36 protein-coding genes are annotated in these 23,369 nt (G+C 33.4%); 12 read left to right on the top strand and 24 right to left on the bottom strand.

The genetic code is table 11. The features are described 5' to 3' along the window. Nucleotides 1-113: 113 nt before the first annotated feature. The 8 genes from AC6EIY_RS04840 to sppA form a co-directional block, all read right to left on the bottom strand. Nucleotides 114-1,592, bottom strand: a complete 1,479-nt coding sequence (locus AC6EIY_RS04840) for an AAA family ATPase (protein WP_498507908.1) — start codon at nt 1,590-1,592, stop codon at nt 114-116. Between the two features lie 57 nt (nt 1,593-1,649). After that, a complete protein-coding gene (gene yidC, locus AC6EIY_RS04835; RefSeq protein WP_498507907.1) occupies nt 1,650-2,798 on the bottom strand; it encodes a membrane protein insertase YidC in 1,149 nt (382 codons plus the stop codon). An 84-nt stretch (nt 2,799-2,882) separates the two neighbouring features. Then, a complete protein-coding gene (locus tag AC6EIY_RS04830; protein ID WP_498507905.1) occupies nt 2,883-3,293 on the bottom strand; it encodes a PH domain-containing protein in 411 nt (136 codons plus the stop codon). After that, nucleotides 3,290-3,676, bottom strand: a complete 387-nt coding sequence (rnpA, locus tag AC6EIY_RS04825; RefSeq protein WP_498507904.1) for a ribonuclease P protein component — start codon at nt 3,674-3,676, stop codon at nt 3,290-3,292. Before rnpA ends, AC6EIY_RS04830 begins: the two co-directional genes overlap by 4 nt. A gap of 45 nt (nt 3,677-3,721) precedes the next feature. Beyond that, nucleotides 3,722-3,859 carry a 50S ribosomal protein L34 gene (gene rpmH / locus AC6EIY_RS04820; protein WP_413678338.1) on the bottom strand — a complete coding sequence of 46 codons (138 nt, stop codon included), beginning with the start codon at nt 3,857-3,859 and terminating at the stop codon, nt 3,722-3,724. A 49-nt stretch (nt 3,860-3,908) separates the two neighbouring features. Beyond that, nucleotides 3,909-4,484, bottom strand: a complete 576-nt coding sequence (locus AC6EIY_RS04815; RefSeq protein WP_498507902.1) for a DUF2808 domain-containing protein — start codon at nt 4,482-4,484, stop codon at nt 3,909-3,911. A 100-nt stretch (nt 4,485-4,584) separates the two neighbouring features. Next, a complete protein-coding gene (aroH, locus tag AC6EIY_RS04810; RefSeq protein ID WP_498507901.1) occupies nt 4,585-4,959 on the bottom strand; it encodes a chorismate mutase in 375 nt (124 codons plus the stop codon). 3 nt (nt 4,960-4,962) lie between these two features. Then, complete coding sequence (sppA, locus tag AC6EIY_RS04805; protein ID WP_498507899.1) at nt 4,963-5,772, bottom strand: signal peptide peptidase SppA; 810 nt, start codon at nt 5,770-5,772, stop codon at nt 4,963-4,965. Between the two features lie 53 nt (nt 5,773-5,825). Between sppA and AC6EIY_RS04800 the strand changes: the two genes are divergently transcribed. Next, entirely contained in the window at nt 5,826-6,776 is a 951-nt protein-coding gene (locus AC6EIY_RS04800) for a DMT family transporter (RefSeq protein WP_498507898.1), read from the top strand. A 5-nt stretch (nt 6,777-6,781) separates the two neighbouring features. Further along, entirely contained in the window at nt 6,782-7,876 is a 1,095-nt protein-coding gene (locus AC6EIY_RS04795; protein ID WP_498507896.1) for a glycosyltransferase, read from the top strand. Nucleotides 7,877-8,050: 174 nt separating this feature from the next. On the opposite strand, the gene AC6EIY_RS04790 is transcribed toward AC6EIY_RS04795, so the two are convergent. The 3 genes from AC6EIY_RS04790 to AC6EIY_RS04780 form a co-directional block, all read right to left on the bottom strand. Further along, nucleotides 8,051-8,290 carry a CopG family transcriptional regulator gene (locus AC6EIY_RS04790; RefSeq protein WP_498507895.1) on the bottom strand — a complete coding sequence of 80 codons (240 nt, stop codon included), beginning with the start codon at nt 8,288-8,290 and terminating at the stop codon, nt 8,051-8,053. A gap of 189 nt (nt 8,291-8,479) precedes the next feature. Further along, nucleotides 8,480-8,995 carry a flavodoxin FldA gene (gene fldA / locus AC6EIY_RS04785; protein WP_498507893.1) on the bottom strand — a complete coding sequence of 172 codons (516 nt, stop codon included), beginning with the start codon at nt 8,993-8,995 and terminating at the stop codon, nt 8,480-8,482. 418 nt (nt 8,996-9,413) lie between these two features. Beyond that, nucleotides 9,414-9,851 carry a hypothetical protein gene (locus tag AC6EIY_RS04780; protein WP_498507892.1) on the bottom strand — a complete coding sequence of 146 codons (438 nt, stop codon included), beginning with the start codon at nt 9,849-9,851 and terminating at the stop codon, nt 9,414-9,416. 192 nt (nt 9,852-10,043) lie between these two features. Between AC6EIY_RS04780 and psbF the strand changes: the two genes are divergently transcribed. Together psbF and AC6EIY_RS04770 are read left to right on the top strand one after the other, a co-directional pair. Next, nucleotides 10,044-10,337 carry a cytochrome b559 subunit beta, long form gene (gene psbF, locus AC6EIY_RS04775; protein WP_498463290.1) on the top strand — a complete coding sequence of 98 codons (294 nt, stop codon included), beginning with the start codon at nt 10,044-10,046 and terminating at the stop codon, nt 10,335-10,337. 158 nt (nt 10,338-10,495) lie between these two features. Then, nucleotides 10,496-11,023, top strand: coding sequence for a hypothetical protein (locus tag AC6EIY_RS04770; protein ID WP_498507890.1), 528 nt, complete (start codon nt 10,496-10,498; stop codon nt 11,021-11,023). Nucleotides 11,024-11,065: 42 nt separating this feature from the next. Here AC6EIY_RS04770 and AC6EIY_RS04765 read toward each other — a convergent pair whose 3' ends face one another. Then, nucleotides 11,066-11,227 (bottom strand): hypothetical protein, encoded by a 162-nt coding sequence (locus AC6EIY_RS04765; RefSeq protein ID WP_011294990.1) that lies wholly within the window; start codon nt 11,225-11,227, stop codon nt 11,066-11,068. A gap of 80 nt (nt 11,228-11,307) precedes the next feature. Then, complete coding sequence (locus AC6EIY_RS04760) at nt 11,308-11,583, bottom strand: SemiSWEET family sugar transporter (RefSeq protein ID WP_498507889.1); 276 nt, start codon at nt 11,581-11,583, stop codon at nt 11,308-11,310. Between the two features lie 88 nt (nt 11,584-11,671). On the opposite strand from AC6EIY_RS04760, the gene AC6EIY_RS04755 reads away from it, so the two are divergent. After that, nucleotides 11,672-11,938, top strand: coding sequence for a hypothetical protein (locus AC6EIY_RS04755; RefSeq protein ID WP_498507888.1), 267 nt, complete (start codon nt 11,672-11,674; stop codon nt 11,936-11,938). A 96-nt stretch (nt 11,939-12,034) separates the two neighbouring features. Continuing rightward, complete coding sequence (locus tag AC6EIY_RS04750) at nt 12,035-12,202, top strand: hypothetical protein (RefSeq protein ID WP_269611017.1); 168 nt, start codon at nt 12,035-12,037, stop codon at nt 12,200-12,202. On the opposite strand, the gene AC6EIY_RS04745 is transcribed toward AC6EIY_RS04750, so the two are convergent. After that, entirely contained in the window at nt 12,191-14,530 is a 2,340-nt protein-coding gene (locus AC6EIY_RS04745) for a tetratricopeptide repeat protein (protein WP_498507886.1), read from the bottom strand. The genes AC6EIY_RS04750 and AC6EIY_RS04745 overlap by 12 nt on opposite strands. A 195-nt stretch (nt 14,531-14,725) precedes the next feature. On the opposite strand from AC6EIY_RS04745, the gene AC6EIY_RS04740 reads away from it, so the two are divergent. After that, nucleotides 14,726-15,181, top strand: a complete 456-nt coding sequence (locus AC6EIY_RS04740; RefSeq protein ID WP_498507884.1) for a peroxiredoxin — start codon at nt 14,726-14,728, stop codon at nt 15,179-15,181. Nucleotides 15,182-15,240: 59 nt separating this feature from the next. On the opposite strand, the gene AC6EIY_RS04735 is transcribed toward AC6EIY_RS04740, so the two are convergent. Both AC6EIY_RS04735 and AC6EIY_RS04730 read right to left on the bottom strand, forming a co-directional pair. Then, complete coding sequence (locus AC6EIY_RS04735; RefSeq protein ID WP_498507883.1) at nt 15,241-15,516, bottom strand: DUF8643 family protein; 276 nt, start codon at nt 15,514-15,516, stop codon at nt 15,241-15,243. Nucleotides 15,517-15,612: 96 nt separating this feature from the next. Further along, entirely contained in the window at nt 15,613-15,813 is a 201-nt protein-coding gene (locus AC6EIY_RS04730; protein WP_498507882.1) for a hypothetical protein, read from the bottom strand. Nucleotides 15,814-15,996: 183 nt separating this feature from the next. Here AC6EIY_RS04730 and AC6EIY_RS04725 point away from each other — a divergent pair, with 183 nt between their 5' ends. Continuing rightward, nucleotides 15,997-16,170: a hypothetical protein gene (locus AC6EIY_RS04725; RefSeq protein WP_498507881.1), complete on the top strand. Its 174-nt coding sequence runs from the start codon at nt 15,997-15,999 to the stop codon at nt 16,168-16,170. Between the two features lie 55 nt (nt 16,171-16,225). On the opposite strand, the gene AC6EIY_RS04720 is transcribed toward AC6EIY_RS04725, so the two are convergent. Together AC6EIY_RS04720 and AC6EIY_RS04715 are read right to left on the bottom strand one after the other, a co-directional pair. After that, a complete protein-coding gene (locus AC6EIY_RS04720) occupies nt 16,226-16,582 on the bottom strand; it encodes a hypothetical protein (RefSeq protein ID WP_498507879.1) in 357 nt (118 codons plus the stop codon). A gap of 161 nt (nt 16,583-16,743) precedes the next feature. Next, the gene (locus AC6EIY_RS04715) at nt 16,744-17,169 is read right to left on the bottom strand and encodes a DUF2358 domain-containing protein (protein ID WP_498507876.1); all 426 of its coding nucleotides are present in this window, start codon (nt 17,167-17,169) and stop codon (nt 16,744-16,746) included. Between the two features lie 115 nt (nt 17,170-17,284). Between AC6EIY_RS04715 and AC6EIY_RS04710 the strand changes: the two genes are divergently transcribed. Together AC6EIY_RS04710 and AC6EIY_RS04705 are read left to right on the top strand one after the other, a co-directional pair. After that, complete coding sequence (locus AC6EIY_RS04710; RefSeq protein ID WP_498507874.1) at nt 17,285-17,626, top strand: hypothetical protein; 342 nt, start codon at nt 17,285-17,287, stop codon at nt 17,624-17,626. Between the two features lie 44 nt (nt 17,627-17,670). Continuing rightward, the gene (locus AC6EIY_RS04705; protein ID WP_498507872.1) at nt 17,671-17,895 is read left to right on the top strand and encodes a DUF6737 family protein; all 225 of its coding nucleotides are present in this window, start codon (nt 17,671-17,673) and stop codon (nt 17,893-17,895) included. An 81-nt stretch (nt 17,896-17,976) separates the two neighbouring features. Here the strand turns inward: AC6EIY_RS04705 and AC6EIY_RS04700 are convergent, their stop codons facing one another. The 6 genes from AC6EIY_RS04700 to AC6EIY_RS04675 all read right to left on the bottom strand — a co-directional run bounded on the left by AC6EIY_RS04700 (nt 17,977) and on the right by AC6EIY_RS04675 (nt 20,505). Next, nucleotides 17,977-18,237 (bottom strand): hypothetical protein, encoded by a 261-nt coding sequence (locus tag AC6EIY_RS04700; RefSeq protein ID WP_498507870.1) that lies wholly within the window; start codon nt 18,235-18,237, stop codon nt 17,977-17,979. Nucleotides 18,238-18,580: 343 nt separating this feature from the next. Then, nucleotides 18,581-18,775, bottom strand: a complete 195-nt coding sequence (locus AC6EIY_RS04695; protein ID WP_498507868.1) for a hypothetical protein — start codon at nt 18,773-18,775, stop codon at nt 18,581-18,583. A 107-nt stretch (nt 18,776-18,882) separates the two neighbouring features. After that, nucleotides 18,883-19,188, bottom strand: a complete 306-nt coding sequence (locus AC6EIY_RS04690; RefSeq protein ID WP_498507866.1) for a hypothetical protein — start codon at nt 19,186-19,188, stop codon at nt 18,883-18,885. A gap of 2 nt (nt 19,189-19,190) precedes the next feature. After that, on the bottom strand, nt 19,191-19,511 hold the full coding sequence (locus AC6EIY_RS04685; RefSeq protein WP_498507864.1) for a hypothetical protein: 321 nt from the start codon (nt 19,509-19,511) through the stop codon (nt 19,191-19,193). Further along, nucleotides 19,508-19,669, bottom strand: coding sequence for a hypothetical protein (locus tag AC6EIY_RS04680; RefSeq protein ID WP_498507862.1), 162 nt, complete (start codon nt 19,667-19,669; stop codon nt 19,508-19,510). Before AC6EIY_RS04680 ends, AC6EIY_RS04685 begins: the two co-directional genes overlap by 4 nt. Before the next feature lie 215 nt (nt 19,670-19,884). Beyond that, entirely contained in the window at nt 19,885-20,505 is a 621-nt protein-coding gene (locus AC6EIY_RS04675; RefSeq protein ID WP_498507860.1) for a hypothetical protein, read from the bottom strand. 533 nt (nt 20,506-21,038) lie between these two features. Here AC6EIY_RS04675 and glyQ point away from each other — a divergent pair. Together glyQ and AC6EIY_RS04665 are read left to right on the top strand one after the other, a co-directional pair. After that, nucleotides 21,039-21,914 (top strand): glycine--tRNA ligase subunit alpha, encoded by an 876-nt coding sequence (gene glyQ, locus AC6EIY_RS04670; protein ID WP_498507858.1) that lies wholly within the window; start codon nt 21,039-21,041, stop codon nt 21,912-21,914. A gap of 153 nt (nt 21,915-22,067) precedes the next feature. Then, nucleotides 22,068-23,300, top strand: coding sequence for an iron uptake porin (locus AC6EIY_RS04665; RefSeq protein ID WP_498507856.1), 1,233 nt, complete (start codon nt 22,068-22,070; stop codon nt 23,298-23,300). The last annotated feature ends 69 nt before the right edge of the window (nt 23,301-23,369 follow it).

Raw genomic sequence — 23,369 nt, 5'->3', positions numbered from 1 at the left:
TGTTGAAGTCCTTTTAGCCTAATCGTTAATTGTTCCTAAAAAAAATTACGAGCATTAATTTCTTCTAAATTTGAGAACTTTTTTTGATTAAAAAAAATAATAATAAGAAAAATCTAAAAAAGTTTTGGAGATGAAGCTCTCGCTCTTCCACTAGAAGCCCACTCTCTAAGAGACTCAAGTTGTTCTCTTGCTGTCCTAGACAGAGGAACTAGTTGACTCGAGGCGAGAATTAAATCACCTTCTACAAGCTCTCTTTTCTCAGCAAATGCAAAATACATTGCCTCAATAACGGCTTGTTCTAATTCTGCACCAGAAAATCCTTCTGTTCTATCGACAGTAGAATTTAAATCAATTTTTAAATTTGGTCTTCTTTTCTCAAGATGAAGTTCAAGAATGCTATGTCTTTCATTTCTAGAAGGTAATTCAAGCATGAAAATCTCATCAAATCTTCCTTTCCTCAAAAGCTCAGCAGGTAGCTTATCTATTCCATTTGCAGTGGCCACAAGAAAAACAGAAGAAGTTTTTTCTGACATCCATGTGAGAATATTTGCGAGCACTCTTTGACTTGTTCCTCCGTCACTTCTTCCATCACCGCCAAAAGCTTTATCAATTTCGTCAATCCATAAAATGCAAGGTGCCATAGCTTCAGCTCGCTGAATGGTCTCTCTTGTTCTTGCTTCACTCGCTCCAACTAAGCCAGCGAATAGCCTCCCTACATCAAGTCTTAGTAAAGGCATAGACCAGCTATTTGCTATTGCTTTCGCTACTAGAGTTTTGCCTGTCCCTTGAGGTCCAACTAGTAAAACCCCCTTAGGTAAGGGTAATCCAAAATCTTTTGCCTCCTCTGAGAAAGCTTGCTTTCTTTGTTTCAACCAATCTTTCAATATTTGTAAACCACCAACATCATTTGGCGACTTATTTGTTTTGCAATATTCCAGAACTTCGCTGCGAGCAATAGATTGGCGTTTCTCTTCCAATACCTCTAGCAAATCTTCTTTGCCAATTTGACCTCTTTGAGCAAGTGCTCTTGCAGCCACTTTACGGATCCTTGATTCACTCAGTCCCCCGCATGCATTTGTTAATTCTTTAAGAACATTTTCTTCTAATTGAGAATTACTAGCTTCAGCAATATTTGATAAAAGAGTTTTAATTTCATTTTCTTTGGGTAATGGTAGATCAAGAATAGTTAGGTCTTCTTCTAAATCATTTGAGGGGCTCCATAATCCAGAACTGATAATTATTGAATGAGGCTTTGAGCGAAGATCAATAGTTAAATTTTTTAGCATTCTTAGAATGCCTGGATCTTCACAGAAATGGTGAAAATCTTTTAGCAAAACTATTGTTGGAGAACTTTCATCTAGTTTTTTTAGCCACTCAAGTACTGCCATTGGCTGCCTAGAACCAAGATTATTAGTGTTAAGAACATTGCTAATTCCATTGATATAATCCCAAGTTGCAAGTCTTCGAGGAGAGAGCCTTTTAGTACAATTTTTGACAAGAGTTTCAACCCTTTCTTCTTCATTACTCCTTATCCAGATAATGGGGGTTCTCGCTCGAATTAGTAGATCAAGTTGTTCGTCCCAATTAGACATCAGTTTATAGATATTTTCTATATGAGATTTAACTTATATAATAAGTTGTATTTGAAGCTATTTATTACTTTTTGGTTCGAAAGGTAATCTACCTGAATCAGATATAACTTCTGAAGTTACTGAAACCGCCGGCTTATCTTGTTGCTTAAGTTGATCATCAAGTATTTTTTGTAAATTGTCTGGTAAGGATTCTCTGCTAAGTAGAAATGTTTGTAATCCTTGAAAAATATTTGCAATAACCATATAAAGCAATACACCAGCAGGCAAAGGGAAGAATAAAAACATTCCAGTAATCATTACCGGTGTAATTTTGTTTGCAGTTGATTGTTGTTTGTTTTCTGGCATCCCTCTTCCAGAGAGCACCTGAGAGATGACAAGTGTTAATCCAAAACCTGCCACTAGAATTGCAATATCCCAGTGAATGGCACCATCTACATAAAATCCAACATTTCCAAGAGCTTTTATAAATAAGAAACCGCTTTTTGCTGCTAAACCAGGGATCTTTGCCTCAACAGTTGCATCGCCAGGATTGAGTGCATTTACAGTCCCATCAGAAGATACTCTTACAATGTCTTCACCTTTTGTGACTTTCCAAGAAGGAGAAAATTTTGAACCATTATCGTATTTCTTCAATTCGTTGACATATGAATCTCCATTTAAAGTTTGCAAATTAATTTTAACTGAATCACCTGAACCGATTTTTGTGCCGCCTGGAAGGGTTGCTACAACTGGGAAATGATTCTTTTCAGTTATGAATATTGAGTGCTTTGCTGTCTTGAAAGGCTTGGGTTCTACTGCGGCAATTTGGTCAGATGGTAGAACTTTTATGTTAACTAGATAGGGAACATCTGCAAAAGGTGAACCTCTTAAAGTTGCAAATAAGGCAAACAATATTGGCATTTGAACTAAAAGTGGGAGGCAACCCGCAAGGGGGCTCCCGAATTCACCCATTAATTTCCCTAATTCTTCTTGCTGCTTTTGAGGATTGCTTGCATAGCGGCTTTTTATTTCAGCCTGTCTTTTTTGCATGACAGGTTGGGCGATTTTCATTCTTCTAGCGCTTCTAATTGAGCCAGCGCTAAGAGGGAAAAGTGCTAAGCGAATAACTATGGTTAATGCGACAATCGCTAGTCCGTAACTTGGAACTAATCCGTAGAAAAAATCTAGGATCGGGATAAGTAGATTGTCTGAGATGTACCCGATCACGGTTTTTAAGGAAGAAAGGTTGTTGTTGTTAGGCCAGTTTGCCTTAGAGGATGTGCTCTTGTCTCACATATTTGTGAGCTCTCATTAGTTTGAAAAGCCTTGAGCATTATTGACGGATTTGTTTACGGGCGATTTTTCTATTTTTTTCAGTATGTAAGATTCCGTTTCTCGAAAGTTAGGAAGTGATCTCATCTCAAGTCGAGCTCCATCTTTTAGGACTAAAACCATATCACCGTAAGATCCTAACCCTCTTGGTATTGCTCTTATCTCAGCAATCTGACTATAAACAACCTGAGTTTTATCTCTACCTAGCCAGCCACCAGTTACAGATATTCTACGCGTTGTTATTTTGTATCTTACCCACAAAGCTCTGACTAAAGCTCCAAAAGTAAAAGGGAGACCTATCAGAGTAATTCCAGCCATTAAGTTAATGATGAGGTCACCGCTGGCAGGTCCTCCCTCGTAAAAAATGTCTTCGTTGGGACTGATTGTCATTGTGTTATTCCAGCCTTAGTGAGTAGTTTGTCACATTCTTTCAGTAAATTGCTATCAGAATTTTTAATGCAAGAGGGTTTAAGGGAAATAAAAGCCCAAATCTCTTTATCAAGATACATATTAGAAAGTCTTTGAGCTAAATGGTGGTGGAATAACCGTCGAAGCTTATTTCTCGTAACTGATTTTTTGCTTACTTTGTTGCTTATAGATATTGCACACTTGATAAAAGGCTTAATTTGCGAGTTTTTTCCCTTTAAATATAATTTTGACTTTGCATTTGAAACTCTTAGAACCATTGAAGAGCCATAGTACCTAGTCCCTTTCTTGTAAATAAAGTCAAAACATTTATGACCTTTGAGTCTCATGTGTTTTGGCAAAACCATAAGAAGAAACTTTTGTTAAGAGTATCTTTGTCGGGTGAGGTAATTTTAGACAGTTAAACGAGCTCTTCCACGTTTTCTACGAGTTCTTAAAACTCTCCTTCCTGTGTGAGATCTCATTCTCACTCTGAATCCAGAGACTCTTTTCCTTTTTCTACTTGTTCCACCAAAAGTCCTTTTTGTCATTTTTATCTATGCTCGTATTGGATTAGATATGTGTAATTAATTTATCAGTTCACTGTACGTCTATGTTCCAAGTTCCTAAATATGTTGAGATGTCGATTTCTCCAACATTTTGGGAAAAAGCCTGGAATTGAAACATTCCTCTTTTTCTAGGATTAAAAATTTTCATTACCACTGCGTATGAATCTTTGTTTAAAGGAATTGGTTTTTCTGGGGATATATTGATTAATGTTTGATCCTTATTGATTTTAATATCGGATGGAACAGTCTTTTCGCAACGGGTTCTTGATGTATAAGAACCAATTTTTACTTTGCATAAACTTAATTTTTCGGGCTTAATTTTTGCCTGAAAATAATCAGGTACTTTAAGAGTCAATTTGCTGATATCTGATTTTCTTTCTCTACCTCTTAGAAAAAAGTAATAAGTTGCTCTTTCAAGTCTTTCAGATGAAGATTGAAGGTATCTAAGTTTTTTATAACCTTCCTCTGGGAACCATTGATATTCAAAAAAGCCTGGTGATGCTGAAGATTTTGGGGTTGAGTTAAAAGCTCCTGCACTAAGCAGAAATGCCGAGAGTCCAATAAAAAAAAATTTTTTTATGATTGGCAAAGAATGATTTTTGAACATGACTTATTTTGGTTGAAAGATACATAACACTTGAATCTTCTTCAAGTGCATTCAAGTAAACCTAATTAAATATAGGCTGTTGTTGGAAAAAAAACCGGCTTTAACGGTCTGGCCTCAAATTTTTTGCTTTACCGAGGTAAGTGTTTTGAGGTTTTTGCTCATTTGGTAAAGAAACGTAAGCAATTAGACGAATACATTTAGCCAAGTCGTTTTTAACAAACATTTGTTGACAGTCTAAAAGGGCAATTTCCTCCCAACCTGCTCTTTTCCTAGCAATAGACGCGGGGAAACAAGCATCTAAATCTTTAGTTACTGAGAAAGTAACAGAAATAATTTGATCGGGGATCAAATTATTTCTGGATACTAATTCAACTAGCAATTCATCTACTGCAGAAGTAATTGATTCGACAGAATTGTGTTCAGAAGTTGTTGCACCTCTTAATGCACATAGATTAAATTTTTTATGAAAATTCATAGCTTAGGGCTTGTATAGCCAAAGAATTTGCCCATTTCCCCCCAACTCTAGATTTAACATGTTTAAAAGGTTATGAATTAATTTTCCTCCAGGCAGTAACCCTAATAATTTCTTTTTAGTTTTTCCAAACGTAATTGGTTTTGTTTTTTCATCTAGGTTCGCAATTTTTATTGCAAGCAATTTTGCATCATTTTCATCGCCAATTTCATCCACAAGTCCAAATTTTTTGGCTTGCTCTCCAGTGAAAACTCTTCCATCTGCAAAACTCTTAACAACTTCCGTTGTTAAGTTTCTTCCCTTTGAAACTGCTAAAACAAATTGTTCATAACTACTATCAATCAGAGACTGAAGCAGTTCTCTCTCTTCTGCTGATAAAGGGCGATCAGGAGAAAGGATGTCTTTGTAAAGACCACTTTTTACAGTTTCAAATTTAATGCCAACCTTCTCTAATAGCTTCGAGAGGTTGTTCCCTCTTAAAATCACTCCAATGGAGCCTGTTATTGTTCCTGGATTGGCAACGATTTTTTCAGCACCAACCCCTATGTAAACTCCTCCAGAGGCCGAAATATTGCCAAAACTAGCCACAACATGACAACCTTTTTCTCTTAGTCTCAAAAGAGCGCTATGAATTTCTTGGCTGTCACCAACTGTTCCTCCAGGGCTGTCAATGCGTAGTAATAGAGCTGGGAACTCTCTATCTTCAATTTGCTTTAATGCTTTTAGGACATTTTTTCGAGTTTCTGCATTGATAGGACCTTCAATACATATTCGTGCCATCCTTTTTTTGGATTTGCGTCTCAAGGGCCAAATCATTCAAATTATGCATAACTTTATTGATATTAAAAAGGAGATTGCTTTCTGACCTTATGTTTGTCATTTGGAATTGGTTTTTGATGATTTTGCCGTTCGCTCTTTGGGGGACATCAATGGCGGCTATGGCACCATTGGTTAAGGCTGCAGGACCTGAGATTGTTGCCTCACTAAGGCTTTTGCCGGCTGGTCTGGTGGTTTTAGCTTCCGTACCTTTTTTGAAAAGGAGTTGGAATATTTCAAAAGATGATTTGGTGTGGTTTTTAGTATTTACTTTGATTGATGCAACACTTTTTCAAATTTTTCTGGCGAAAGGTTTAATGGAAACTGGAGCAGGATTGGGTTCGGTACTTATCGATTCCCAACCTTTAATGGTTGCTCTTTTAGCAAGAATTTTGTTTGGAGATGCAATAAATCCAATTGGATGGATTGGTTTGGTTCTTGGATTGGTTGGAATAATTTGTCTTGGGGTCCCTACCGAATTGCTAGGAAATTGGTTTTTACTTGGCAAATTTGAATCAGGAAGTAATTTTTTAAGCCATGGAGAGGTTTGGATGATATGCGCGGCCACCTCTATGGCTTTAGGGACAGTTCTTATTAGATACGCTTGCAAAAACAGTGATCCTGTTGCCGTAACAGGATGGCATATGGTTTTAGGAAGCATACCTCTTCTCGTTTGGCATGTGTTTGATAAAAATTGGCCATTATTGCCAGATTGGTCTGCTTTTGAATGGACTTTGATGTCTTATTCAAGTTTGTTTGGTAGCGCACTGGCCTATGGCTTGTTTTTTTGGTTTGCAAGCCGTAAAGAATTAACTAGCTTTAGTACCCTTGCATTTTTAACACCAGTTTTTGCTTTAATTACTGGTGGAATTTGGTTAGGAGAGAGACTCTTCATTCTTCAGTGGATTGGTGTGCTATTGGTTCTAACATCAGTATTATTTGTAAGTCAAAGGAGAAGATTCTGGGGGGATAAAACTAATAATGAATTACAAGAAGAAGGTTAAATTGAGTGAGAAATAAACAATTAAAACTTATTCTTGTAAGTACACCTATAGGTTACCTAGGCAGTGGGAAAGGAGGTGGAGTTGAACTTACTATTATTTCTCTAGTAAAAGGATTAATTTCATTAGGTCATAAAATTATTTTAATTGCACCAAAAGGTTCAAAAATACCTTTTGAAAGTGAATTGCTTGAATTAAAATTAATAGATGGAATAGATCAACCTAGTTGGCAACATCAGAAGAGAACAGACCCAGTATTAATTCCCTCTAATAGTGTTTTACCAAAGTTATGGGAAACAGCTATTGATTTAGCAAATCATTCCGATGCAGTTATTAATTTTGCCTATGATTGGCTTCCTTTATGGTTAACAAAAACTCATGAAATTAAAATCTTTCATTTAATTAGTATGGGTGCTGAATCACTTATAATGAAAGAAATTATTAGTCAAATAAGTCAACTATTTCCATATCAGTTAGCTTTTCATACCAAAAGACAATCAGAAGATTATTGTTTGAAAACAGATCCAATTATTATTGGTAATGGTTTTGATATTGAAAATTATTCATTCAGTGAAAAAAAGAATGGCCCATTAGGTTGGGCTGGAAGAATTGCACCTGAAAAAGGTTTAGAAGATGCAGTAAAAGTTGCGAAAGATCTAGGTGAAAAATTGTTGGTTTGGGGACTTATTGAAGACAAAGAATATGCTGCAAAGATTGAAAATACTTTTAAAAAAGAAAGTATTGAATGGAAAGGTTTTCTTCCAACGAATGAATTTCAGGAACAATTAGGTCTATGCAGAGCTTTAATAAATACTCCTAAATGGAATGAAGCTTATGGAAACGTTATTGTTGAAGCGATGGCTTGTGGAGTTCCAGTAATTGCATATGATCTTGGAGGACCTGGGGAATTGATCGAAGATGGTTTTAATGGTTTTTTGGTTAAACCCAATAATATCGAGGGTTTGATCGAAGCAACAAAATCAGTTTCAAAGATTAAAAGAAAAAATTGTAGGGACTGGTTTGAAAAAAAAGCTACTAACAAAGTCTTTGCACAACGTGTGCAAAATTGGCTTTATAAAGGTTTAAATAAAAAATATCTCTGATTACTTCTGAGATTAATTGAAAAGTTTAAAGAAATCATTTCAGCAATTTTAGATTTGATTGGATTAAGAGTTTAAAGAAATGTGGTAGGAAATAACAGCTATATTTTTAGAAACCAAGTTTGTATTTCTGCTTGGAAGTTACTAAAAAGCAGAGATAAAAAAAACGATTAATTGCTATTGAAGTGAATTTATTAAATCTTGCTTACTGCATTTCTCAGGTATTATAACAATACCTAAATCGTCCTGTAGCCTCTGTAAATCTATTACTGAGTCTTCAGTTATTGAACTTATTACATCCTCAAGACTTGCACCCATATCATTTGACATCTCAATCAACATTCGCAAAGTCTCATCTTTTAAAGAGAGATTTACGTTTAGATAAACGTTACGATCTGAGCAATGATCTGAGTTCATAAAGAAAATATTAAGATATCGTGGGGTCGTTTGGTGTGATTTATTAAATAACTTCAGAAATTGACTTTTTTAGAGATTATTTTTAGTTTACTTTTTCGGAAATCTTAATTTCACATAAAAATGGAAAAAAAAATCTTCCTAAGTAATGACTCAGGAAGATTTTACAATTTTGTTTAGGCTTAAATAAAACTAAAACATCTCTCCTTTTAGTTTCTCAGCCCATCCTGAGAGCCTTTCATCAGTCATGTCTGATTCACTGTCTTCATCAAGTGGTAATCCACAAAATTCTTCTCCAACTACACTTTTTGATTCATCAAATGTGTAATCAGATTTTGCTGTGTATCCAACCATTGAGGCACCAGCTTGTTGGAAGTACCTATGAAGCTCTTCCATTGCATCACAATAGTTTTCTGTGTAAGTAGAAGAATCACCTAAGCCGAAAATTGCAACTTTTTTACCACTTAGGTCTAGTTCACCGATGTCTTCAAGGATTGAGTCCCAAGCTGTTCCTGATCTTTCAGAGTCAGCACCGGTATTCCATGTAGGGATTCCACAAATAACCCCATCATGTCCAGCTAATTCACTAAGGTCATCGACATCTGAAATATCCTTTGGACCTTCAGCAGAGTCAAGTAAGCCGTGCAGCCGTTCAGCTATATCTTCGGTTTTACCTGTTGTTGTAGCGAAGTAGATTCCTACAGTCATGGAGCAATTTAAAATCAACAATATTTTAAAGCAGCTTTGCACATTTAGAGGGAATTTGGCTTTTTTTAAATTTTCTTGTCTATTAAATATTGATTTTTGATACACAAATAAGTCATTATTTATTCCTTGGGTTTTTAGGTAACTAATTTCTAATTTTGTTTATCGTTGGAATTACGATTCTTGAATGTAGTCTTTAGAGGGGTTTTCAAGGAAAAACGTTCAAAAATATTCTAAGAAGTGAATTGATTAATATGTATTTTGAGATTGATTCGAAAAAAGATTAGGAAATTAGTCAACAAGGTTCTTATTAAAGATCTTTATCTGAAAACATTTGTATTTTTGGGTTTAAACCCTTTAAAGAGAAGGTAATTTTGATTTTATGAATGGATATGTCTTTTTCGTTTTAAATTGACTCAATTTATAAGGTTGGTCCCATCAGTCCGAAACCACTTTGAAGACCAAAGGAGATTATGACAAAAGTACTGATAGCTAAGCCAATTAAAACAGATGTGTAGAGCCTATTAACTCCATAACCAGCTTCAACAGGATTAAAGTCAGCAACTACAAAAGATTTCTTGCTGTATTTCCCTCTATCTGCAAGACCTATTGCACCCAGAGCAGTCTTGGGAGTAAGTGTCCCTCCCTCGTCATCTATGAACCAAGGCTTATTGATGCTTTTGTTCAAAGGAGCTGATTCATCTAGGGAAGAAGCCGCGTAGGAGTTATTAATTCGACTGGAATCTTCTTTGAAAAATCTTGGAAACATATAAGTATGCCAGAGGCCAATTACACCAGCCCAAGCAATCATGCTCACTCCAGCTAATCCGAAAAGAATTTCTTTAAAACCGAATTCCATAAATCAAACCAATTAATTTACGCCTTTCAAGAGGCAATGTCTCCACAATATCAGAAGTTTTGCGAGTCAACTTGGAGAGTTATTAAAGCTTCTAAATTTGGACCAATTTGTTACAGAATCCATAAGGTCAATCAATCAATCTGCCTTTTTGACTCTCGTATGCCAAGATTTACTGCATAAATAAATAGTTGGATGATTAACCTCAAATTACTTTTGGTACTAACCCCAGTCATTTTTACAGTTGCCTTTACTGATTATTGGTTAAGAAGATGGGGAGTATTTGTCTGGGATAATGGACCTACCATTCAAAATGAGCAAGTATGGGAAGATACTGCAATTGTTGCTGATAAAGGAAGACCTGCAGGAGGCTATCCAGTTTTCACTGTTAGAACTTTGGCGGTGAACGCATTGGGTATTCCCACAGTATTTTTCCTCGGTGCTATTTTCGCAATGCAATTTATCCGCCGTGGTGTAATAAACGCATAACTAAAAAATAAAAATAAAAAAGGCTTATCATCAGATAGGCCTTTTTTTTATTAGAAAAATTATTTTATTCTAAATTTGATAGATAATTTTAAGATTATTTCTTTCATTAATCAGAAGATACCAATTCGTCTTATAATTTTCTCAGAAATAAGTTAGCTATGGAAAATCAAGAATCAATCCAAGCAGAAAATAATATCTCAACAGCTGTTTTAGATAATCCTAAAACTGATCTGGACATTTCTTCCATTGATGATCATCCAGAAGTTTTAGAGGAAAGGAAATTATTTCCTACTGATCAAGACTCAATAACATCAATAATTGAAGGTGCATTCCCTAACAGAGCATCTAACAATCAATTGTCTGCTCGTCAGGCTAATTCATTTTCATTCGTGGGTAGGATATTTTTCTTATGGGTTTGGCCCATAGTTTTGCATAACAAAATTAGAAATTTAATAAATAATTTGAATTTTGCACAAGCCTACTCAGATCCTGGAGAAAATACATATTCAGTAAAAGATACTGAAACTGTATACACAATGACAAAAGATGCATTCGCAGGTAAAGGAGGAATGAAATTTATGGGTATTAGATTTATGTCTGTTTGGGTTTTCCCAGTAGCAATAACTGGAGCTGTTATGGAATTTTTGTTCGTAGGACCACTAATGGGGACTAATCCTTTTGGTTAATAGCTGATTTATATTTTTTTGAGAAAAGAAATAATATTATTTTTATACGTTTCTGAAAGGGAAAAATGGGGTAACTTTTTTTGTAGGGTTACTGCTTGCAATAGCTTTACCTCTGATGTACATGAACAAACCAAGTGTGATTATCATTACAGGCGGATGCAGTGCTAAAGATCTGCCAATTAGTTGTAGTTCTTCCCCTGACATGAAAAAAATTAAAATCTTAAACAACTATAGCCTCTAATGGTGCTCAATAATAAATATTTAATATATATAAAAGAATTCTATTACTCTCTACTTTTGCTGTAGTTGATTTTTAAAATTAAAATTGAAAAATTAAAAATAAAAGTAATTATATTTGCAGTTAAAATCGGAATCGAATTGATTTTTAAACCGTAAATAATCCAACAAATAAGACCTGTTATAAATAGAATCAACATAACTAATGATACATCCTCTGCTGTTTTTGTTTGCCATGTTTTATATAACTGAGGCAAAAAAGCAGTAGTAGTTAGCAAAGCTGCTGAAAAACCAAATAAATCTATATAATTAAAGTGATTCATTTTTATAGAAATCAATACGTATGAAACTATATATTAATTAAAAAGTTAGTATATAGTATTGAACTCGTAGTATTCTATTCAGGATTTCATGAGCGATCAGTCTGATTTTAAGAATGAAATTTTAAAAAAGAAATTTGAGATTTTATTAGATGAAGATGATGAGATTAAAAAATGGAATGAAGGTCTATTGATAAAATCACTTATTCTTTTACCTATAATAATATTTATAGTAGGTTTATATATTATTAATAGACCAGAAAATGTTGTAGATATTTTATTTGTATTGCTTTACCCGATAGTCTTAATATTGATAGGGTTGATAATTCTATTCGTTATGAGAAGCAAATTAAAGTAGAAGATCACAATAGAATCTTTTACTTTAAATCTTGTTTTGATGTAGCCAATACGGTAGTCGCGCTGTAAGCTATTGATAATTAAACATTAATATCCAATGGCAGGCGGACCATTACTACAACTTTGGGAAAACCTCCTACCATTTGCTAAGGATCTGAGAATTCGCTTTGCAATAGCAATGCTGGGTAATGTTCTAGCAATACTATTTATTTTCTCCTTATGTAAATTGTTTATTCCAGGGTTGGAAGAACAACTATTTAATTGATTTTCTAGCCCAGAATTGATACATTTCTCTAAATGAATTAGGATTTGATTTTTCAAATTTATTCCATAATTCTAAATCTGTTAAAGAGTCTATATCGTTACTATATTTTTGATATTCATCTTTTATATCTTTTGAAAGAGTAAAACCTAGGAATTCCAAATTAGATAGTACTAACATCTTTTTGATTTCAATTAACGTGTAACAGTTTTCATGACTATGAAAGCAGAGATCTCTGCACATTGATGTTGAGTAGAAATCTGACCAATTAGTTATTTCATTTAATCTCTTTATTTCTCCATTAAGAACGTCATTTCGGAAGCTCCTTATTTCATCATTGCTTGGTTTAATATCTTTTTCTTTGATTAGTTCTCTTGTTTTTAGTATTAATTTTCTTGCATATTTGCTGTAGAAACCTAACTTTAAAAAACCTTTTTCTTCTAATACATCTAATAGATTTGATAATCCCTTAGTAGGATCATTCATATGGTGAAGAACACCCGAACATTCTATTAAATCAAATCTTTTATTTAATGACTTTAATTCAAGTAAATCCATTTCAATAAAATCGACATTTTTCATTCCATATTCATCGACCTTTCTCTTTGCATATGAGATGCTTGAATTGCTTAAATCGATTGCTGTTATTTCACAATTACTATATCGAGATGCTTCAAGTATTTGAATCCCTGTCCCACAGCCAGCTATAAGTATATTTGTTTTTTTATTTTTTAATTGATCTGAAATAGAATTAATTTTATTTGGATAAATTTCAGAATTAATAACTGATAAAATGTTTGATTTATTTTCTTTAGCGAATGAATTATACCTCCACCTAGGATATGGGTTTAATTCATACTGTTTTTTTACTTCCTTAGATATAAAATCTTTTATATTCCCTATCTTCTTAATCCCTTTTGAAATCTTTTTTTCATCATTTAACTCCTTAATTTGTAAATTAATTAGATTATTAAATTCTTTGTTTTTTGAAACATAATCATCCAAATTAATGGTTTCATTGCTTATTGAAGATAGAGATTGATAGCAAGAGATTATTGCTAGTTTATAATCTTTATTGTTATTATTATTGATTGTTCTCTTAAGTTCTTTTAGTTTATCCTCTTCTTCTGTGGAGATATAATAGACATATTCATTTAAGAAACATTGTGATCCAAGACCTATGGTAAAATTTAAAATATTATTATTTATTTTATCTTTATCTGAATAGCTCATCAGAAGATTCTTGCGTACGTTCCTCAAAACTTTTTCCCATAATGGAGAGCAAAATATTAGTAATGAAAGTGCTTTTACTAATTCCTTGTCCTTAATAAGAATATTAAATTCATTGTTTTCATATAATTCCGATTCTAAAATCAACAGTTTTTCTAATACTTCTTTTGAGATAAGGCTGTTTATATTGCCAAATAGTTCTCTATGAGAGATATCTTTCCTATTTAATATATTATTTAGTAATTCTCTATTATCTTTCTTTGATGCATTTAGTAATTCTCCTTTTCTGATTAATTCACTTAAAAGTTGATAACTTAAATCACTATTTTTATTCAATAAAAGTTCTTTTTTTATAAGTGATAATGATTTTTTATAATCACCCATTTGGTTAAATATCGTAGCTAAGTTTAAATAACATTTTTCTAGTTTTTTATCTATCTCAATTGCCTTCTTTGTATGTAATATTGCCTTTTCTAGTTCTTGTTTATCTTTGTAGCATGCGCCTAGGTTTAAATGAGCTATAGCAGATTTATTATTTATTTCCAAAGCTTGTAAATAATATTTTTCTGCCTCATCATATTTATTATGATCTTTATTTAGCAACCCTAAATTTATATAAGCATCAAAGTAATTATTATCTAGTTTGATTGCTTTTTCAAGAGATAATTTAGCCTCATTATATTTATTTAGACTTTTCAGAATTAATCCTCTAATACAATAGCTATTTGGAAGATTCGGCTTTAATTTAATCGCTTCTTCAATAATTATTGCTGCTTTTTCTAAATTATTTAACTTATAATATAAAAAAGATAAATTTAATTTTGAGAAAATATGATTTGGATAGCTATTGATACATTTTTTATATAGTTTAATAGCTTTATCATTTTCATCTTTGTCTTCACATATAAGTGCATAATTTGAAATTATATCTGCATCGGAGTACCCATTTTTTAAAAAAGTTATATATCCTTTTTCTGCTTCATCTAAATTACCTTTAAGATGATGATCGATTGATTGTGCTTTCAGATCCTTTTCTGAAAGGTTTCTTAGTTTTTTAGAAGAGCCTTTATTCTCTTTTTTCTTTTTCCCGAAACCACTCAATGATTTTTATTTTATAAATACCAATATACTAAAACTCAAAATCTAATTTTGTTAACTTAATAAATTTAGTGTTTACAAACGATAGTTAATAGGTGTTGATCTGTAAATTTTAGAGTTGATACTATTTTGTCAACTCTTTCTCCTCCGATATGACTTAATTTTTTATATAATAAAGAAATAATTTTTAGGATTCTAATGCCTTTAAAGTTAGGCGATCAAATACCTGATTTCTCACTCTCTGATCAGCTAGGAGTTCCTAGGACGAATAAGCAAGCGAAAGGTAGGCCACTAGTTCTATTTTTTTATCCGAAAGATGATACCCCTGGATGTACAGCTGAAAATTGTGGCTTTAGAGATAAATATGATCTTTTTAAACTATTCGGTGCTGAAGTGTGGGGAGTGAGTGGTGATGATGAAGCAAGCCATAGATCTTTTGCTGACAAAAATAAACTTCCTTTCCCGTTATTGTGTGATACAGAAAATTCTTTAAGAAAAGCTTTTGGTGTCCCTAAAGTTCTCGGCTTATTAGACGGTCGTGTGACTTATATTATCGACTCGAAAGGTATTATAAGACACATTTTTAACGACCTTTTAAATGGTCCTGCTCATGTGAATGAAGCGCTAAGAGTATTAGGTGAAATAAGAAATTAATTATTTCTCATAAATTATTTCTTAATTTTTTTTTTTTTCATAGCAAGTTTAAGTAAAACTTATGATATTAGTTTTTCATTAATTTCTTTTTCTTGTAGTTTTTCTACAACTGTTTCAGAAGAAATTTTTGAAATATCATTCAAACCGTTTGCATCAAACCATGGGGCTGTGGCCCAATCGAATCCTTTACCAAAAGTATTGTCTGGAGAAACTATATACCAATGGCAAGCAGTGTCGGGTACATCCACAGCACATTTGGACCAATTATCACTCCACTGAGGTACTTGAACCCAAAGTAAAGTTGAGAAAAATAGGGAGAAGAAAGAAGTGAACATATATTTTGTTTTTTTTTACTTTAGTTCTTTTTTGCCTCGAACGAGGATTACAAAATTCTTTTTTGTTAAAAAATCAAATAGTAATTATAAGTTAATCTAATTAATCTTCCTATCATTTTTTAAGTATTTCAAACATAAAATTTCTTGGGTCTGTTCATTCTCTCCAGAATTTACTATCCATTCTTTGAATTCTTGATAAAGAACCGATCTATCTATTCTATTTATTTCAGTCATCCTAATTAAGGTACAGCTAAGTGTGACTGAGATTATTTCTTCAATAGAGGGTTTATTTTTCATTTTTGTTTTGGATACCACCTAAATAATCTAATTATAAATTTTCTTTGACGAGTCTTATCGGACATAATTTTATATTCAATTTATCAATCGAATACAATCATTTATAAATCTGAGATATCTTTATAAATATTATTTAAAACTAGTTATTATTCGTTTATACTATTTTTTTAAATCTATTCTTCAATGGAAAGAGAAAGTAAAAATAAACCTTTACTCATTTGGATCGAGGAAATCTGGGAAGAGATAGAAGTTCAAATTTATGGAATAGTAGGTGCAATATCCTTTTTTTGTTTGATTTACTTTGTTTTTCAACCTCATTGGATGAGGTCAATATTTGATATTCTTTCACGGAATTAAATTAACTGTAGTATAAATACCCAAGGACTTAAGAATTAATTTCCATATTCAATTATTAGTGCTCTAAACTTTTCTCTTTAGCTACTAATTCTATAAATTTCCAGACAAGGGCATGTTTATAGTCGTCCTTATTTGGACAAGCCGAAACTACCTCTTGCCATGCGAAATCATCTTGATCTTTATGGTCTTTTAGTGGTGATCCAAAATCTCTTGCAAGATTAGAAAGAAAAGAGTATCCGAGTCTTTCTGAGATGTATTGGATGATCTCATCTGAGTAACTCATATATAGCAACAGAGTGTCAGCTTGATAGTTATGTCTTGTGCATGCACCATCCGAACAACCACTATTTGCAATCTCTAAGCATGCTTTGTGATCGTAGGTTTCCTTGATTAACTCAACTAATTTTCCCATTTAATTCTTCCAGCACCAGTATTGTTATAGCTAAAAAATTTTAATTACGTATTGAACCAAGTAAACAAATAAAATTTAGAAAACATTTAAACATTATTTTTGTTGGATTGTGATTAGGCAAATTTACTATTTCTTTTCTGATTTAAAAAATAATAAGTATTTTAGCCAACAAATCTTGAGTATAACCATCTAAAAAATGCTCCTATAATTGGGATATTACCAAATGTTCCTGAACAAAAATCAAAATAATCTCTATGTTCTTTGACCTTCCCTTCTTCATCAAATATTAATCGTGTTGTTCCATTGTATATGAATTCGATACCTTTTATTTTTAAACCCATTGTCCACTCAACAAAAGCAATATTCTTATTGATGGCAATTGAATGTGATTCTAAAAAAATATCATCACATCTTTTGATTAATCCATCTTGAGCTTTGATGTAGGCATCAATTCCATCTTTTTCTTGTGTAGGATCAATGAATTTAACTTTTTGATTGTACAAAGACTCCCATTCTTTCCTTGATGGAGCTTTTTCTCCATAAGATAAATTAAAGAATTTTTTTAACTCTTTCTCTTTGATGAGCATTGAATTTAACGTTAATAATTACAACTTAGATTATTTAAATAAACATCGCGTTGAAGTTATCTCATCAAGATAACTCAGAAATAGCTTAGATTTAGTGTCTATTCATTTAGTTCATATGAACAGGAAGAACATTCTTATTTCTATTGCTGTCCTTGGAATAGGAATAATTCTCTATAAATTGCTTTTAGGACTTGTTCTCCCAATAGGTTTGTTTGTCTCTCTTGGATATGTCCTGAAATTTTTACTTAAGGGCTCAGAGTCTGATTCGGTTAAGGAGGCTTCTAAGATTTTTACCAATAATGAGACGTCTTCTTCAAATGACAACATAGTTGAAATCAAGCCTGTTGAAGAAGAAAAGCCTGTTGAAGAAGAAAAGCCTGTTGAAGAAGAAAAGCCTGTTGAAGAAGAAAAGCCTGTTGAAGAAGAAAAGCCTGTTGAAGAAGAAAAGCCTGAGTAATTGGTTAGAATTAGAGATCTATAATCATTTATCATGTTTCTTTTATGGATATAAATTCTCAAAAAAGTTTTTGGGATTCCAAGCCTTACTGGTGTCAACCTTGGTCAATTTTAAGTTTTGGTATTTTAGTTCTGATTTTTAGTTGGAAACTATTTAATAACATCATATTTACCTCAGTCGTGGGCATTTTTGTACTTCTCTGGTGGATATTATTTTTGATATTTGCTCCGAATTCATATCAAGTAATTAATGATAAAGAGCAATCATAATTAATTATTTATTTCAATAGGCTTGAAAATTAATTCTCTATGTAGACCAGACAAATAAAAATAAAATTTTAAGTTAAGCCTTTATTTGTCCTGATCATTACTTGTTTTAGATGGCAGTTCTATGTAATCACCCAAAACCGCTTTCGATTTGTCCAATAGAACACAACTAATTTTTATTGTGGAGGTTGTTATGAGAGCTTCTCTGCCTATTCCTAATCCGCTTGAAAGCTTTTTGCTCTTTGTTGAATTGCAGCTTGAAGTGCTTGAAGATTCCATTGGACAGTCCAGTTGATTGCTTGAAAAAATACGAGAAAAATCTCCTGCCTCGGTTGACCATTTCATTAATCATGCTTTGTAAATAAAATGATTTTGTTGGAGTGGGTACAAGAAAATTGAGATACATCAAAAAACTTGAATGCATCATTATAGTACATCAGTATTAATAAAAATCGATTTTTGTTTCTTGGGTATGTAGTGTTATTTAGTATTAATATATATTTTATTAAAATTTTTATTAAGATTCAAATATTTTTACCTACTTAAATAGATGTATTTTATATTTTTATTGTAATAATGCATGGATTAATTTTAAATAAATTAATAAATAGCAAATTAATCAAGTAAAAATAAAATAGGGTATTATTAAATATATATTCACTAGAAGTATTATATGTAATGAGTACTGTTATTTAAATGTGAACTTATCTATAACTAGAATCTCCTGATTTGAAAAATCGCTAGCCGATATACAATTGATCCACTCTTTATATTCTTGGGCAATAGCTAATTGATCCCCTGGACAGACCTCTACTGTTCTTTTTAAAATATGCGATAAACCTTTAACTAGTATATCCTCTATACTTTTTTGATCTTTTTGCATTTGCTTTTTGTATTTATTCCAAAGTACCTATTATTAATTTGCTTGTAAAGAGATAATGAGGTTTGTAGAAAGAAAGATTTTTTAAAAATAAATATATTTAAAATGAATTATGCAACATTGCTTTCATCATTTTTCTCTAATGAGGGAATAAAACCTAACTCTTCTATAGTTTCGACTAATGTCAGCTTTGTATCTTCTTTTGTTGATTTTAAATTGATAGAATTAGTTTTTATTCTTTTATCATTTTCATTTAGCTCTATATCTACTTTTTTATTAATAAAATTAATATTAATTAAATATAATGAAAATATAATCCCAATCAAAACTAGATAAATATTATGAATAAAAAAATATGAGAGAACTAACGTAAAAGAAAAATATTCTAAGGCTTGAATAATTTTAGTTTTTTTCATAATTAGGCAACATCCTCATAATTCCTTTTGTTTTGTCTTTCCAACAAAGTTAGATCATAGGATGATTGGATTTGATTGTTATAGTCTAATTCGTCAACAAATTTTGATAATCTTTCTTTCTTTTTCATCCAAGTATGCCTTTTTGTTTTAGATAATTCAGGGAGTTCGATATCTTTTTTGTCAAGAGATCTTGTATATCGTTTTCTTTGCCCACTATCCATTATCGAGTCGCAGATCTCATTGTTTTGATAGTGATCCTTTTCGGTCTCTCTTGATTCTGTGATAGCCATTAATTCTGAAAGACTTCTAATGAATGGAATCATGCTGCATACCTCTCTTCATTGTTTTTGTTTTTTTCGTTTTTTAATCTTCTATCTTTTTTATATGCATTTATATAGTTTACGTCATAATATCCCAACCCCTCTTCCTTCGGGTTGTATAAATGGGTAAATTCACCTCTTGACCTTGGATTCTTATTCATGACATCAAGCCACAGTTTGTCTTTTGTTTGTTTCTCTTATGGCCTCTGGTTTATAATGATGCTTTGGCTTGTATTTTTCTAGTAATATCCTCGTTATACCGCGTTCAACGGCATTGTTGTCCTTGGGTTCAAATTTTAATTGTTTAGAACCTCTAGCATTTAAGTTGATAATCTTCATTTTTGAATAGATTTGTGTAAATTTTTAGAACTGAGGATTAGACGAGTGAGTCTATTTTTTGTCTATTTGATAGCAGCTTGCTAAGCTTCTTGTTTTCGTCCTGAAGATTGCTTATGACTTTCTTGTAAGTCTCTATTCTTTCTTTCAGGGATTTAATCTTTTGGCTTTCAGTCTTTTGAGTAGGTTTATCCCCCTTTTTCTTGTCCCCTTTTACTAGACACCTTACGGTCGCTTCTGTCATTCTCTCACCATTTCCCACTGCTTCGAACACCTTTTGTCGTTCTTTGTCGGTTACTCCTTTGCTTCCCATCAAGGCTAGCGACCTCGGAGTTAGCGATGCAAGTAGGTTGTCGTCTATATCGGACCCGCCTAGCCAGTTAGTGTATGCGCTTACAAGGTCAACAGCGAATCTCTCGGAGCAGTTGATTGCGCCAGACTTTAAAAAGGCTCTCCAGTTGCCAGGTTTAATGTTGCTCTTTATGTCGGAGAGGTTCGCCGCTACAGCTCTTAACGACTGACCGACACAGCTCAGTTCATCGTTGATCTCGGCGACTGATTCTTTGACATACTCTACCTGAGCTGGAACGAGCCCCTTTGTGACCTCGCTATTGAGCGAAATGCTTGCTAAGTCGACCACCTCTGTGGGTGATAGTTCCATAGGCCTTGCTAAGTACATGCTCAATATACTTCTTGTGACGAATCGGAACAATGGATAATTATGTACTATTTTGCCGATTCACCGCCATTGCTGTATCTAGCTTGATGTAAGTATTTTTTTTAAATTTTTTGTATTTTTTATACATTATTAAAAGTAAAAAAAACAAAAATTAGCTTAGTTTTAAAAAATTTATTTGCAGTTTTCTTTTTGATTTATGGAATATTTAGAAAACGGCTGAGAATTCTCTTGAGATTTATTATTGTTAAGGAAATAACTATCAGTATTTCTTGTTTTCTTTGATGTTTTGCCTTGTTTTGATCATCAAGCTTAAGCTGCTAAGTGTAAATACTTATATACCTACACTCTTTGTTCTCATCTAAAAACTCAGCTTTAAATGGCCTAAGGTTGATTTAGAATTTAATTAATTGTATCGGGTTGGCAATCTGAAAAATAGAGGAACTGGGGCTACTTTCCAATTATAGACGCCGCCAAGTTAAGCCAATTACCACTTATTCTTGTCATATTAAAAACTAATGTATTTTCAGGACATAATTTCCAGCCTCAATAACTTTTGGAGTGAGAAAGGTTGTTTGCTTCTTCAGCCTTACGATTTAGAAAAAGGTGCAGGAACAATGAGTCCTCATTCTTTCCTCAGAGCGATAGGTCCCGAGCCTTGGGCCGTAGCATATCCTGAGCCCTGCCGCAGGCCAACTGATGGTAGGTATGGAGACAATCCAAATAGAGCTCAACATTATTTTCAGTACCAAGTCCTAATCAAGCCTTCTTTAGATGGTATTCAAGAAATTTATTTGTCCTCTCTTGAGGGGTTGGGGATCCTAGGCAAGGATCATGATATTAGATTCGTCGAAGATAACTGGGAATCTCCAACTTTGGGAGCTTGGGGAGTTGGATGGGAGGTCTGGCTTGATGGTATGGAAGTTACCCAATTTACTTATTTTCAGCAATGTGGTGGACTTGATTGCAAGCCTGTCTCGATTGAGATTACTTATGGATTAGAAAGGTTGGCAATGTATTTGCAAGAAGTTGAGAGTATCTGGGATCTTTCGTGGAACAAAAGTAATAAATATGGTGATATCTGGCTTCCTTTTGAAAAAGGTCAATGTAAGTACAATTTTGAAGAATCCAACTCAGATAATTTAAGAAAACTTTTTGAAATTTATGAAGAAGAGGCTCATCAATTGATTGTAAAAAAACTCCCTGCACCTAGCCTAGACTATGTCCTAAAATGCAGTCACACATTTAATTTATTGGAAGCTAGAGGGGTTATCTCTGTTACAGAGAGAACTAAAATTATTGCAAGAATTCGATATTTAGCTCGTAAGGTTGCAGAAGCTTGGTTAGATGAAAGAGAGGCTCTTGGGTTTCCTCTAGTTTTGATTCGTGATTAAAACCATTTAATAGTGATACTTTTGTTCTTTGTACTCAAGAAATATATCTAATATTCCTATCTGCTGTATAAAAAGATACTATTAGATGTTAGTACTCTGGAATGTCGCAATGAATACACTATTATGTGCAGGTCATATTTGTGTGAGGACACAATGAAGCTTTTTCAGCGTTTGCTGGTAGCTCCTGCTGCTTTGGGCCTAATGGCACCAATGGCAGCAAATGCAGATATCACTTCTGTATCAAATGAATCTGAAGTTATTGAAGCTCGTGTTGATGGTGTAGAAGCTCAGCTAGAAGAAATCCAAGCTGGTGCTTTCTCTTCAACCACTACAATGAGTGGTAAGGCTGCGTTTGTAACTGGTTATGTTGATGATGACAATCAGACTGATTCTGACAAGGTCACTCTCAACTACATGTATCAGTTGAACATGAACTCCAGTTTTACTGGTGAAGATCTTCTGTACACAAGAATTAAGACTGGTAACTTTACCAAAAATGGTCGTTTCTCCACAAAGGGTAACGGAGACTATTTAGCTGCTTCTAACCAGAATGGCGGCACTTTAAAAGTTGACAAGATTTGGTATCAGTTCCCTGTTGGCGATAGCCTTCAAGTATGGGTCGGACCAAGGATCGAGAACTACTACATGCTAGCTAGTGCTCCATCAATTTACAGGCCAGTTACCAAGCAGTTCGCTCTTGGTGGTAACGCTTCTACTTATGGTTCAAGTACAAGCCCTGGTTTTGGTGCTGCTTACACTCAGCAGGTGGATGATCCTTCAGCCGGTAGGTTTGCAGTAAGTGTTAACTACACCGGAAAGGGTGGAGATAATGCATCAGCTGGACTTCTAGACGACGATTCTAAGGAATTCTTCTTGACTAAGGTTGAGTACGGGACACCTCAGTGGCAAGTTTCAGCAGCATTTGCTAGCAAGACAAATGGTGAAACTTATGATGGTTACTACCACACTGCAGCTGGTGAAGATTACAGCAAAGATTTAACTTCAATCGGTTTAAGAGCTTATTGGAAGCCTGATACTTCAGGATCTATTCCTCAAGTTCAACTTGGTTATGACATAGCTTCTGTAGATGATGCTGCTGTTGGTGATCCAGACGAGATGTCTGCTTGGATGGTAGGTCTAGGTTGGACAGATCTATTTGTTGATGGCAATAGAGCTGGACTTGCATTTGGTTCTAGACAAGCTGCAACTTCTTACAACGGAGCTGGTTCTGATCCTGCAGAAGACAATACTGTTTGGGAAGCTTATTACTCTTTCAAAGTTAATGATGGTGTAACTATCACTCCTACAGTATTTGGTGGTTCTGATGTCGAAGCTGACGGCAAGGACGTCAACGGCGCACTTGTATTAACAGAGTTTAGATTCTAAATTCTCATTAAAACAAAAAAAAATCGCTCCCTAGGGGGCGTTTTTTTTTGCATTAAAAAAGCCCCCTGA

This window comes from Prochlorococcus sp. MIT2304, from assembly GCF_059772405.1.
Note: the sequence above shows the minus strand (reverse complement) of the source record. Positions and strands in the feature narration are given on the sequence as shown.